Source organism: Streptomyces sp. JK94 (assembly GCF_053613315.1).
In genome coordinates this window covers 1-13,031 of sequence record NZ_JBSICH010000055.1, presented here as the reverse complement: position 1 = coordinate 13,031, position 13,031 = coordinate 1, and the positions used below count along the sequence as shown (strand labels likewise).

Genomic DNA, 13,031 nt, shown 5'->3' with positions numbered 1-13,031 from the left:
CGGTCACCTCGTCGCGGTGGTGGTCAGGGGCGGGGTGGTCAGGCTGCGGCCGGCGAGTGCGGCGTAGCCGGTGAGCGGACTGTCGGTGTCGGCGCCGGGTCCCGCGCCGAGCCGGGCGAGGGTGCTGAGTACGGCGGTGCGGCGGGCCTTGACGGTGGGGGCGGCGACGGTGTTGACGATGGTCCGGACGCTCTGGTCGTCGGCCCGCGGCTCGGGTCCGGCGGGGTTGGAGACGCGCAGGGGCATGCGACCGTCCGGGAGTCCTTCGTACGAAAGCGCCTGTGAGGTGACGGGCCCGGTGTCGGTGCCGTAGTCCGGCTTGGGGAGGGTGATCCTCAGCCCGGTGAGGCGGTTTTTGAGCAGTTCGTCGCCGTCGAGCGCGTCACCGGGTTTTGCCAGGGGCTTGCCCCACAGGCCGGGGGCGACCGTGCCGGTGACCGGCTTGACCACCCAGTGGTGGTCGGTGGGGTGGAAGGTCGTGCCGTCCTTGGTGATGGTGACCCGGTGGGCGGAGGTGACACCGGTCTTCCGCATGGGGCGGATGTCGATGGTCCCCTCGTCGGACTGCTTGATCAGCCGGTCGTTGATGTAGAGGTGCGAGGCGGGGATGCCGGCTTCGGTGGTGAAGGTGAATCCCGCCGAGGAGACGAGGGTCGGTTCCTTGGCAGCCGCCCGCCGGGCGATCTCGCCCTGATCTGCGTCTGCGAGCAGGCCCTCGTTGGGGATGACCCGGACGGGTGCGGGGATCTGGGTGCGGAACTCGGGCCAGTCCACGGTGGGGGTGTTGTCGCGGGAGGAGCCGAAGCCGAAGCTGAAGGAGATGAACCAGAGTTTGACGGTGGCCCGGCCCCCGAAGGGCGGCAGCCACAGGTGGAGGTCGATGCCGACCTCGACGGAGATGCGGACCCGGACGAACCAGACCTTGATGGTGGCCGCGACGCCGATGCTGATGCCGAGCTGGACGTCGAGGTAGAAGGGTTTCCACTGGACCAGCACGTCGAGGTGTGCGGTGAACCACGCGGAGAAGATGCCCTTGTCGTAGACGGCGGCCAGGCGCCCGCCGAACATGAACGCGGCGGGGGTGATCGCGGCGTAGGCCTCGGCCCGCACGGTGATGTCGCTGGCCGGGGACCACACGAACCCCAGGCGCTTGGGCCGAGGGTAGTGCGTGGGGACGTTGTAGTCGGGGTGGTAGCCGCCGAGGCTGATGGCGAAGTCCCCGGCGCGGCCTCCGCCGGTCCAGACGTATACGGCGATGCCACCGGTCAGTTCGATCGACGGATCGAGCACATAGCTGCCGGGCAGCAGAGCCACGTCCATGGACAGGCAGTGCTCGGCGGAGCTGAAGCCGAGGCTCAGGCCGATGTTCACCCTGGCGATGGCCCGGGCGTTCGGGTTGAGGGTGCGCGGCAGGCTGACGGAGGTGCGGCCGAGCAGCATGGCCTTGACGGAGTCGCCGAGTTCGATGACGGCGAGGGCTTTGGTCTCGATGAAGCCGAAGCTGGTGAACTTCACTCCGGCGGCGATCCAGTACTGGCCCTCGGTGGGGCGGATCCAGCCGGTGGGTCCGGTGAGGGCCTTGAGCGCGTCCTCGGGGGTGTACGGCGCCGGGGCCGGCATGCCGGGCAGGGCTTGGGCGGCGTCCAGCCGTGCCACCAGGGGGAATTCGGCGATCTCGGCGCCGGTGGGGACCTTCTTGAAGGAGCTGTTGATTCCGAATCCGGCGGAGAAGCCGGTGACGGTGAAGGGTGGCGGGCCGAAGACCGAGGCGCCGCCGAGGAGGGAGATCTCGCCGTAGATGAAGACTGAGTGCCAGCCTTCGACGCTGCGTGCCCACACGGCCTGGGCGCCGAGTTCCACCGCCATCGCCTGGACCAGGATCAGTCCGGCGAGTTCGAAGTCGAGGGTGGGGTCGTCGGGTGTCTTGTTGAGCAGGCCGCCCTTGAGGCCGATGAGCCCGTCGGCGGCGGTGGCTTCGATGTTCATGCCGTGCAGGAAGGGCAGCAGCGGGAAGCCGCCGCTCATGCCGACGTAGAAGCCGAGCCCGGCGACCTGCCAGGTGAGAGAACCGATCGTGACCTGGCCCTGGAGCTCGATCAGCAGGCCCTTTTTGAAGTCGTAGCGGAATACGATCGACGAGAGGTAGACCGGCCCGAACTGCTTGCCGATCACAAACTCGTATTCGAGCTTCGGCTTGTCCGGGCTCTCCGGAGCCGGTCCGAACTTCGGCGGGACGGTGATCACCAGCGCCGGGGTCGGCTTACCCATGACCGCGAGGTGGACCGCCGCACTCACGTTCTTGCCCAGCGGAACCCCTGCCGCCGCGTTCACCACCGGCAGTTGCTGGAGCGGGCCGAGGTCGTACTCCGTGACGACCCGGTTGATCTTGATGACGTCTTCGGCGCTGAGGTTCTCGGAGACGTACATGATCTGGAGCGCGGGCAGGGAGAGCAGCCCATTGCCGATCATGGGTCCGACCACCGGCAGCCCGGAACCGTCCCAGTCCGTGCGGGCCCGGACCATGGCGACGGTGGTGGCCTTCGGTTTGCCGTCCTGGCCGGTGCGGCCGAGCACCGTGGTCCGCAGCACCAGCAGTTCCACGGGGTTCGCGCCGGTGCCGTGGTCCACCGGCGCTTCGGCGGTGACCATCAGGTTGTCCATCTTGCCCATCGGGTGCTGGTGCAACTGGACCCGCTCCAGCCAGTCGACCAGCGGTCCGGGCAGTTCGACGCCGTGCTCGCCGAGGGCTTCGAGCAGCGGGGTGATCAGCAGCGGCGGTCCGTCGAGGGGCTGGGCCGTGCCGATGGACTCCTTGCGCAGTTCGGCGCGGAACTCCAGCGGGTCGGCGACCGCCCCGCCGAGCTGGAAGCCCACCCAGGGCCCGGTGCCGGGGCACCGTCCGGCCGCGGCCGCGGGCTGCCCGGCGGCCAGCAGGACCCGCAGTGACCGACCGCCGGACAGTCCGGACAAGTCGACGCGGGCGACGGCGGTCTGGAGCAGCCAGGTCGCCGGGCTGGCCTCGAAGAGCAGCGCGTCGACCGCCGTGCCGGTGGCGAAGAACCGGGCGCTGGCCGGCATCTGTTCACCGGCCAAAGTGACTTTGCCGGTCACTGTCAGAGCGGCGCTGTCGGCAGTCGCCTCAGTGAGGGTCAGAATGCCGCTGGGCAGGTGCTCCAGGGACTCGGCCTCGCCGCTCAGCCCGAGCCGCCCGGTGTCGAGCTCGAACGTACCGGCACCCCCCGACGGGAACAGTGCAACCAGTTCGTCGACCGTCAGCGCCATGGGTGACCCCCGCCTGTGGACACGGTTGAGTGAGGCGCCCGCGGAAATGCGGGGCCCCTGTGCCGTTACAGAAAATAAAGTAGGCGAGGGGCACGGAAACATCAATACGGAACGTGCTCGTGGCACAGCAATCCGGCTATTACGTCTGGAAAACACCGACCAGGAACCTGGAAATGGCCACCTCTCGCCCGTCAAACGCGTTTTCATGTGCGGGGGTTCAGGTTTTTTACGGGCCGCCGAAAGCGGACACCCGATCGAAGGGCCGTTCGGAGAATCGATTCGGTCAGCGAATTTGTAGACGACCGAGCCCGCTGCCCGCTGTATGCTCCACGTCGCCATCCACTTTCTCGAATGAATGGCCGAATCGCGGAATTCGGCCATGTGCCCCCAGGGCAGCGTCAAAGTCAGTTGATCAGGTAGCGGGGCGGTCCAGACCGACGGGCGGATGATGCGACCGTGGGAACGCTCGGTTCGGACGTGCTCCTCCACTTCGGGGACCGCGGGTGGCAGAGCTGCGTGGACCCAGGCGAACGGGGCCGCCTGGTGGCCCTTGGCCGACAGGGCGTAGTCGGCGTGACGCTGTTCCAGCAGGTAGGCGACGGTGCCGCGCAGTGTGGGCGGGGTCGACGTTCTGGAACATCCGTCGGGTGGTGGGTCGCTGGCCGCGCGGCGCCGACGTTGATGGGCCATCGACGTTCTGCGGGTCAGAGGTCTCCCGAGCCCTCCCTGGTTGCACTTCCTGCACGGACAGCGGATTGACGTTGCACTGCGTTTGCGAGGGTGGAATAGGTCGGTGGGTTATCGACTAACTTACGGTGGAAATCGGACGGAATGGCTCACACGGCAGTGCGGGACGCGGCTGCTACAGGTCAAACTCCAGGTGCTCGATGTCCGTGAACCGGACCTCGTCCAGGCTGTCAGCATTACCTTGGGTGCGAGAGAGCGACAGGCGTGGGAGGTAAGTAGCCCGCAGCGAACCGTGCCTGACAGGCATTTACTGATTGTTCATTGGCTCTGCAGCATCTGCGGCGATCAGCCGGCTGTTCTACCATCAGCCGCTGGTTGACGTTACGGAGTGCCTGCATGGCAGTATCTGCTTGAGTAGGTGTTTTTCAACTCGTCCTTGGACTGCGTCCGGCAGTCCGGGAGCGCGTGATCTTTGTACCAGAACAGGGTGTGCATGCCGCAGGGACTTGATGGACTGGGGCGATGAAGATCTTGTCCCCTCGTGTCCAGCGGGCTCTTGAACGGTTCAGCGCCGCTTATCCCTGGGATCACAACGCCCACTACCATCGCTGGATCCTGCGGCAGTTGCCGAGGCGCTTCGACCTTGCCCTGGACATCGGTTCCGGAAGCGGTGATCTTGCAAGGCTCTTGGCCGGACGAGCCGACGCTGTGCAGGCCGTCGATTCCGATCCGGTGATCACAGCTCAGGCCCAGAAGCTGACTCCTTCCGGGCTCCCCGTCACCTTCACCGTCGCGGATGCAATGGCCGAGTTTCCTGCCGGCCCTTACGACATCATCACGTGCGTCGCCACGATCCACCACCTGCCGTTCACTCAGGCGCTCACCCGATTCCGCCGTCATCTGGCTCCGGGAGGGACACTGGTGATCGTCGGCCTGTCTCGCGCCCAGACCCCTCTGGACCACCTGCTCGGTGTTGTCGCCATTCCGGCCAACGCTGCCATGGGATGGCTGAAGAACAAGGGGCGCCGCTCGCAGCGGCCCGTCTCCATGACGGCCCCTACTCGCTCAGCGGACATGACCTTTGACGACATCGTCCGTGAAGCCAGAGACGTCCTCCCTGGCGCACGGCTGCGACGATGGTTGTTCTGGCGCTTTACGCTCGTATGGAATCAGCCCTGAGTGGCCCGTGGCTTCCTCGGCCAAGTGTCGGTGCGGGGGCTTTTGCGGGTGAGACGCCGGGTCAGGGTCTGTCAAACGAACGAGCGGTGTAACCGGAGTGGTTGGGTTGCTGAGCCCCTTCCAACCTGACGGATGGTTGGGCTGCGGGCCCCGGCGGCGGACATGCAGAAAGCTCCTGGTAGACGGGTTCACGACCAAGATCACCGCATCCGCCAGGAGCTCGTGCGCTTGTCTACCCGTCTGCCATCGATCTGTCCAGCCGTACCCTGCGTCGTCTCTCCGGTCTGCCGGCAGGTCACCGACGCCGGATCGGTTCTCGCTGGCGCCGCCTGAACTGCGGCCGACAGGCTCTGCTCGTACTCGCCCACCTACGCCTGCGGCGACACCTACAGCCGCCTCGCCGCCGGCTTCCAGGTCGGGATCGCGACGGTCTACCGCTGCATACGCGAGGCCGTCGGCCTCCTGGCCACCCTCGCCCCGACGCTGGAGCAGGCCATGCCCACCATCCGCGGGAAGGCGTACGTGATCCTCGACGGCACACTCCTGCCGATCGACCGTGTTGCGGCCGACCGCCCGTACTACTCGGGAAAGAAGAAGCACCACGGGATGAACGTGCAGGTCCTCACCGACCCGGCCGGACGACTGCTCCGGGTCTCGGACGCCCTGCCCGGCGCCGTCCACGACCTGACCACGGCCCGCACCCACCGTGTCCCCGCCGCCCTCACCGCCGACGACATCAAGTGCTGGGCAGACAAGGCCTACCAGGGCGCCGGACCCGCCGTCCGCGTCCCGATCCGGGGCAAGCACCTGCGTGGCTGGCGCCGCCGCCACAACCGCGATCACGCAAAGATCCGAAGCCTCGGCGAACGCGCCATCGCCACCCTCAAGTGCTGGCGAGTACTCCGCAAACTGCGCTGCAGCACCACGAGGATCACCACCGTCGTCCGCGCCATCGTCACTCTCGAACTCACCAGCTGATCAAGATGGAAACGGCTCACTGACGGGCGGCTGAGAGTCGGCCGTCGAAGGTGATGCCGGAGGCGTTCAGGGCGGTCTTCCAGCGCGAAGGCCGTCACGTTTCGCCTGTCCGTGGTCACTGTGCTCAGTTGCGGCTGTTTCCGCGAAGTTCGTCGTCGGTTCGGGTGGGCTGGGGCATGTCGGTACTGTGTGGGGGCGCTGTCTGTCTGGTCGGCGTCTTCCTGGGGGGATGAGCGAGACGAGGGTTATGCCGGAGCAAGCGAGCCCGCCTGCGATAGCACTGCACGATCCTCTGGCCACAGCGGTCGAGGCGGCGCGGATGGCAGCGGTGCGCCGTTACGACATTCTCGACACCCCGCCGGACGGCGCCTACGACCGGGTCGCGGCGCTGGCCGCGCGCCTGTTCGAGGTTCCGGTGGCGACGGTGACCATCGTGGACGAGGACCGGATCTGGTTCAAGGCCACGCACGGGCTGGAAGGCGTCACCGAGATCGGCCGCGATCCGGGCCTGTGCGCCTCGGCGGTGCTCACCGATGACACCACCGTCATCCCCGACACCCTGCTCGACCCGGTCGCCTGCTCCAATCCGCTGGTCGCCGGTCCGATGGGGGTGCGGTTCTACGCCGCCGCTCCGATCACCACGGCCGACGGGTACCGGCTGGGCACGGTCAACGTCCTCGACACCCGCCCCCGCGAGATCAGCGAGGCGGATTCGGCCACGCTGGCGGACTTGGCGACAATGGTGCGTGACCAGCTTGAGCTGCGGCTGTCGGCGCTGCACGTGGTGCGCGCCGAGCAGGAGCGCCGCCGGGTCGAGCAGGAAAAGCGCCAGGCCGAGGAAGAGGCCCGGCAGCGCGCGGAGCGGGACAAGGCGGCCATCGCCGCGTTCGCCTCCACGCTGCAGCGCACCCTGGTGCCTCCCGTACTGCCCGCGGTACCCGGGCTGGAGCTCGCCTGCCACTACAAGACCGCCTCCCCGCAGGAAGTGGGCGGCGACTTCTACGACGTCTTCCCCATCGGCGCAGGCCGGTGGGCGTTCTTCCTGGGCGATGTGTGCGGCAAGGGCGCCGAAGCCGCCTCGGTCACCTCACTGACCCGCTACACGCTGCGGGCTGCGGCCCTCGTCGACGCGGACCCGACGGCCGCGCTGAATGCCCTGAACACGGCGCTGCTGCTGGACGCGGCGGTCGGCACCCGCTTCTGCACCGCCATCTTCGGCCTGCTCGATCCCGCCCCAGGCGGCGGTTTCACAGTCACGCTGGCCACCGGCGGCCACCCGCCCGCCTACCACCTCACCCCTGCCGAGGAAGGCGGTGTACGGGTGGAGGCGGTCCGAGCCAAGGGCGGCATGCTGGTCGGCGCATTCGCCGAAGCCGCCTTCGCCTCACGCACCCTCCACCTGGCACCCGGCCAGGGCTTGCTGCTGTATACTGACGGGCTGACCGAGGCCCGCACCGCCGATGGCCACATGCTCGCCGACACGGGCCTGACCGACTTCCTCGCCCGGCGGTCGACGCCGGTCAGGGCCGGCCGCCTGATCGACGACACCGTCGCGCTCCTGGACACCCTCCCCGACACCGAACGCGACGACGTGGCCCTGCTGGCCCTGTCCGTCCCCACCCCGGATGCCGCTCCCGCGGGCATCATCACCACTGTTCACAGCGCCGCCGCCCCGACCGCCGACGTCTCCGTCGGGCAGGAGAACCGACGCCCATGACCGCCGCACTCCACATCAACGTCCCGCACACCGACGGCACCCTGGCCGTGATCGCACTGTCCGGCGAATTCGACATCACGACCGCGTCCGCCGTGCGGGCCCGCGCCCTGGACCTCATCGCGGCCGGGCACCCCGACCTGGTCGCCGACCTGGCGGGCGTCACCTTCTGCGACTCCTCAGGGCTGGGCGCCCTCGTCGGTATCTGGCGCTGCGCCAAGGACGCCGACGGCTCCCTGACCCTGGCGGCCATCCCCGACCGGCTGAGCCGCCTGCTCAGCGTCACCGGGATGGACACCTTCCTGCCCGCCCATCCCACCGCCGACGCCGCGCTTGCCGCACGCCAAGGCAACCGCACCACCGCCTGAAACCTCTCGCTCACCAGGGCGGCACCACCAGCTGGCTAGCACTGCGCGGGCCGGCCCTTCTCCCCGCAGGGCACGGGGGCATGGCCAAGCGCGCGCCGCAACCAACGTACTGGTCGCGACGCGCGCTTTCATCCGCTCCGCCAGGCGCTACACGTCGGGGCGCGGCGTACAGCACACCGGATGCTGTCTTTCCCCGCCGGGTCAGTGGGACTCGTCGTAGGGGTCGCGGCTGCCGGACTTGGCCAGCCCACGGCTGATCATGTAGCCGACGGTCAGAATCACGATGTACAGCCATGCCTTGTCGGCGCGGAAGTAATCGGCGTGTCCCTCTTCGGTGCCCACGACCATGGAAGCGATCAGTACCGCGACCACGGAGGCGAGGTAGATGAAGAATTCGGTCGTCTTCAGAGCCGACTTCGTCTCGGTCGACAGCCGACGGGGCCGATGCGCGACAGGGCCGGTGCCAGCAGGATCGTTCGGGTTGCCGGCCGGGGTTCCGATGTTCATGGCGATGCATCCATCCAGTACGTGCGAAGCACCTCATGCACTCCACGAGGGCGGAAGCGCCGCGTCAAGATCAACGCTCCCAGCCTCCGACTACCCCGTGTCAGCTACATAAACGGCAGATAAAGCTTGCCGAATACAGCAATCTTCTGAGACATCGCCTGACGTGTTGCACCCCTGACCTGCCAGAACCCGCCCGCACACACAGCACCGGTCCCGGGCCTGAGAGGCCCGGGGCCCGGTCACGGCACAAGAAGGCGATCAGAGGCCGTCCACAACGGCCTGTGGGACCGTCACCGGCCTTGCTCAGTCGCCCACGCGTTTCTCACCGAACAGCATATGGCACCAAAAGCACCCACACCGGGCTCGCCCTGTACCAGATCCTCGACGCCCTCCAGGACATCCTGAGCTGCTGGACCGGCATCCGGTCACGAGGGTGACGTGGTGGTGCCAGCCGGGCCGGGACCGGCCCTCGAGCCCAGGCCGTGCTTGAGTTCGCGGTAGTCGTGCTCGATGCGCCAGCGGACCTTGGCCAGAGGGACCAGGTCGGTGATGGGGGTGTCGGCGGGCAGGCTGGACAGGCAGTAGTCGGTGGGTGCCTAGGCGCCTTGGGGCCACTCGACCAGCAGCCAGCAGTCGGGCAGGACGCCGTCCCACCAGCCCTGTCCGGCCGAGGCGGCGGCCCGGATGGGACGCTCGACGGCCTTGCCGGCCGGGCGCACGCGCACGGCGGCGAAGCGGGAACGTAACTGGCCGCGTAAACCCTGCCGCCAGGTCAGGGAAGTGAACGCTCCTGTCCGAGATCGGCGGCTAGGGCCGCCACCGAGGGGGCCCGGCTCCGGTAGCGGGGCTGGGGCCAGCAGCCGACGGGAGCGTTGCGGTCCGGAACCACCGGCTTCGCGTCGAAGGGGTGGGCACTCATGTCCGCGCGGACGGCCAGCACGTAGTCGATTCCCCGCTGAACCAGGCCGGCTCGCAGGTGGGCATTGGCGCCGTAGGCGGCATCGGCCACCACGACCGGCGGGCGCATGCCCCAGCCGGCCAGTTCATCGAGCATGTCCAGCGCCAGCCGCCACCTCTCCCGGTGGGTGATCTCGGGCGGGATGCGGGTGGCGGTCCTACGGCCGGCGTCCGACGCCCACTCCCTGGGCAGGAACAGCCGCCACTGCAGCGGGCAGGAGGCGGTGTCACTGGCGGCGTGGACGCTGACCGCGACCTGGCAGCTGGCGCGTTTGCCAGGCAGGGCCCCGCAGTACTGCGGGGCCCCAGCGACCGGCATCCGGCCGTCCTTGGGCAGGCACCGACACATCATCGATCACCCAGGCCGTCGGGGCGATGAGCGGCAGCATCCGCTCTGGGAGCCGCCGCTGCACCGGCACGGGTTCCAGGTGGACTGGTTCACGAACTGCTGCAGATTCCTTCGCGTCACCCCTATCCGTAACCATCCCGGCTACGCGCATGCTAATGTAGCCGCAGCGGTGGCAGAAAGGGGAAGGTGGTCGCATTCACGCAGGTGACAGCGGCGGCTTGGGGAGTCTTCCGAACCGGCTGGGCGCGTCTGACGACTTGCCCAGCACCGCCTGTGCCGACGTGCCAGGCACCGCCCCGGTCCGTGCCCGCGGAACGGCAGGACCTGCCGCTCGAAGAACGACACCTCTCCCGAAGAACGACACCTCTCATGGAGATACAGGTACAGATGAAGGCGAAAATGAAGAGTGCGCTGCGCCCTTCCCGCAGGCGTGTTTCCGCGCTCGCTGCCGTCGCGGGGGTTGCTGCCCTCAGCCTGGCGGTCATGCCGTCGGCCTCCGCAGCCAAGGCCGAGTCCGTCGAGCCGGCGGCGAAGCCGACGGTGGTGCTGGTGCACGGGGCCTTCGCGGACTCCTCCAGCTGGAACAGTGTGATAACGCGTCTGCGGCACGACGGCTATCCGGTCGTCGCTCCCGCCAACCCGCTGCGCGGCGTGGCGAGCGACGCGGACTATCTGGAGAGCTACCTCAAGAGCGTCAAGGGACCGGTCGTCCTCGCCGGCCACTCCTACGGCGGCTCCGTGATCAGTGCCGCCGCCGCGGACAACCCGGAGGTCAAGGCCCTCGTCTACATTGCCGCGTTCGTCCCCGACAAGGACGAGACCCTCGCGGAACTCGGCGACCGGTTCCCGGGCGCGACCCTCCCCCAGGCACTCGATGCGGTGCCCTACCCGCTGCCCGGCGGAGGCACCGGCACCGACCTCTACGTCCAGAAGAACAAGTTCCACGACGCCTTCGCCGCCGACGTACCCCGGTCGGTCACCGACCTCATGGCCCTCACCCAGCGCCCCCTGGCCGCCTCCGTCTTCGACGAGAAGACCACGAAGACCGCCTGGAAGACCATCCCCTCCTGGGACCTGGTCACCACCCAGGACCACGCCATCGCACCGGCCGAGCAGCGCTTCATGGCCAAGCGCGCCCACGCCCGCACCATCGAGGTCGACTCCTCGCACGCCGTCGCCATCTCCCACCCCGGCACGGTCACCCACCTCATCGAACAGGCCGCCCGAGCCACCTCCGAGTAACCCATGGGACACCCGTGCCGATCACGACCCGCCGCCTCCGGCCGTCGGTGAGGTGATCGGCGGACCTGGCCAGGCGGGCACGGTCGACGGGTGAGTGGAGCAGTCGTTCAGTTCTGAATGCCGGAGCACACAACACACAGTGAAGGTTGGACGTCATGGGACGTATCAAGGTCGGCACGGAGAACAGCGCGGACATCGAGCTGCACTACGAGGACAAGGGGACCGGTCAGCCGGTGGTGCTGATCCACGGCTACCCGCTGGACGGGAACTCGTGGGAGGGGCAGACGTCGGCCCTGCTGGACGCGGGCTTCCGGGTGATCACGTACGACCGGCGGGGCTTCGGCAAGTCCAGCCAGCCCTCGACGGGGTACGACTACGACACCTTCGCCGCCGACCTGAACACCGTGCTGGAGACACTGGACCTGCGGGAGACGGTGCTGGTCGGATTCTCGATGGGCACGGGTGAGGTGGCCCGCTACCTGTCGACGTACGGTTCGGCGCGTGTGGCCAAGGCGGCGTTCCTGGCCTCGCTGGAGCCGTTCCTGGAGATCACCGACGACAACCCCGACGGCGCGGCGCCGGCCTCCTTCTTCCAGGGTGTCTCGGAGGCGGTGAAGAAGGACCGGTACGCCTTCTTCACCGGCTTCTACAACGACTTCTTCAACCTCGACGAGAACCTGGGCACCCGCGTCAGCGAAGAAGCGGTCCGCAACGCCTGGAACGTCGCCGCCGGATCGGGCGCGATCGCCTCGGCCGCCGCCCCGCTCACCTGGCCCACCGACTTCCGCGCCGACATCCCCAAGATCGACGTCCCGGCTCTGATCGTCCACGGCACCGCAGACCGCACCCTGCCCGTCGACGCCACCGGCCGGCGCTTCGCCAAGGCCCTGCCCACCGCCCAGTACACCGAGATCGACGGCGCACCCCACGGACTCCTCACCACCCACACCGCCGAGGTCAACGAAGCCCTGCTGGCCTTCCTCGCCCGGTGACCCGTATCCCCGCCCGTCCGGCCCACTGATCCACAGGAGTAGTCATCATGAAGGTCCTCGTCGTCCTCACCTCGCACGACCAGCTCGGTGACACCGGTCGCACGACCGGGTTCTGGCTGGAGGAACTCGCCGCGCCGTACTACCGGTTCAAGGAGGCCGGCTGGGAGATCACCCTCGCCTCCCCGAAGGGCGGCCGACCGCCCCTGGACCCCAAGAGCAACGAGGCCGCCAACCAGACCGACCAGACCCGCCGCTTCGAGGCCGACGCGGAAGCGACCGCAGCGCTGGCGACCACCGTGCGCCTGGACTCGGTCAACGCCCAGGACTACGACACCGTCTTCTACCCCGGCGGCCACGGCCCGCTGTGGGACCTGGCCGAGGACGCCACCTCCGCCCGCCTGATCGAGACGACCCTGCGTTCCGGCAAGCCCGTCACCCTGGTCTGCCACGCCCCCGGCGTCCTGCGCCACACCGTCAACGAGGACGGCACCCCACTGGTCCAGGGCCGCAAGGTCACCGGCTTCACCAACTCCGAGGAGGAAGGGGTCCAGCTCACCGATGTCGTCCCCTTCCTCGTCGAGGACGAACTCATCAAGCTCGGCGGCAACTACTCCAAGATCGGCGACTGGCAGCCCTACGTCGTCCAGGACGGCCTGCTCATCACCGGCCAGAACCCCGCCTCCTCCGGCCCGGCAGCCGACGCCCTCATCACCTTCACCACGGCTCGGGCCGGATCCGCCGGTGAGGAGAGCCTGTCCGCCTCCACGTGAAAGATC

8 protein-coding genes and 2 pseudogenes are annotated in these 13,031 nt (G+C 68.4%); 7 read left to right on the top strand and 3 right to left on the bottom strand.

All coding sequences use genetic code 11. From position 1 onward, the window contains the following. Window positions 1–3 precede the first annotated feature (3 nt). Entirely contained in the window at window positions 4–3,282 is a 3,279-nt protein-coding gene (locus tag ACVV2G_RS32190; protein ID WP_453846328.1) for a DUF6603 domain-containing protein, read from the bottom strand. 1,209 nt (window positions 3,283–4,491) lie between these two features. Here ACVV2G_RS32190 and ACVV2G_RS32185 point away from each other — a divergent pair. The 4 genes and pseudogenes from ACVV2G_RS32185 (at window position 4,492) to ACVV2G_RS32170 (ending at window position 8,208) form a co-directional block, all read left to right on the top strand. Then, the gene (locus ACVV2G_RS32185) at window positions 4,492–5,148 is read left to right on the top strand and encodes a class I SAM-dependent methyltransferase (protein ID WP_453846327.1); all 657 of its coding nucleotides are present in this window, start codon (window positions 4,492–4,494) and stop codon (window positions 5,146–5,148) included. Between the two features lie 245 nt (window positions 5,149–5,393). Continuing rightward, window positions 5,394–6,126 (top strand): annotated as a pseudogene (locus tag ACVV2G_RS32180) (transposase family protein). 319 nt (window positions 6,127–6,445) lie between these two features. Beyond that, window positions 6,446–7,843 carry a PP2C family protein-serine/threonine phosphatase gene (locus ACVV2G_RS32175; RefSeq protein ID WP_453846326.1) on the top strand — a complete coding sequence of 466 codons (1,398 nt, stop codon included), beginning with the start codon at window positions 6,446–6,448 and terminating at the stop codon, window positions 7,841–7,843. Then, a complete protein-coding gene (locus tag ACVV2G_RS32170; RefSeq protein ID WP_453846325.1) occupies window positions 7,840–8,208 on the top strand; it encodes an STAS domain-containing protein in 369 nt (122 codons plus the stop codon). Before ACVV2G_RS32175 ends, ACVV2G_RS32170 begins: the two co-directional genes overlap by 4 nt. Window positions 8,209–8,409: 201 nt before the next feature. Here ACVV2G_RS32170 and ACVV2G_RS32165 read toward each other — a convergent pair whose 3' ends face one another. Beyond that, the gene (locus ACVV2G_RS32165; protein WP_453846324.1) at window positions 8,410–8,715 is read right to left on the bottom strand and encodes a hypothetical protein; all 306 of its coding nucleotides are present in this window, start codon (window positions 8,713–8,715) and stop codon (window positions 8,410–8,412) included. Window positions 8,716–9,126: 411 nt separating this feature from the next. Continuing rightward, a pseudogene (locus tag ACVV2G_RS32160) lies at window positions 9,127–10,132 on the bottom strand (IS701 family transposase); the annotation flags it as partial. 288 nt (window positions 10,133–10,420) lie between these two features. On the opposite strand from ACVV2G_RS32160, the gene ACVV2G_RS32155 reads away from it, so the two are divergent. From ACVV2G_RS32155 to ACVV2G_RS32145, 3 genes are all read left to right on the top strand, one after another. Continuing rightward, window positions 10,421–11,263, top strand: a complete 843-nt coding sequence (locus ACVV2G_RS32155) for an alpha/beta fold hydrolase (RefSeq protein WP_453846341.1) — start codon at window positions 10,421–10,423, stop codon at window positions 11,261–11,263. A gap of 155 nt (window positions 11,264–11,418) precedes the next feature. Then, window positions 11,419–12,255: an alpha/beta fold hydrolase gene (locus tag ACVV2G_RS32150; protein WP_453846323.1), complete on the top strand. Its 837-nt coding sequence runs from the start codon at window positions 11,419–11,421 to the stop codon at window positions 12,253–12,255. Window positions 12,256–12,302: 47 nt separating this feature from the next. Then, on the top strand, window positions 12,303–13,025 hold the full coding sequence (locus ACVV2G_RS32145; RefSeq protein ID WP_453842372.1) for a type 1 glutamine amidotransferase domain-containing protein: 723 nt from the start codon (window positions 12,303–12,305) through the stop codon (window positions 13,023–13,025). Window positions 13,026–13,031: the final 6 nt, after the last annotated feature.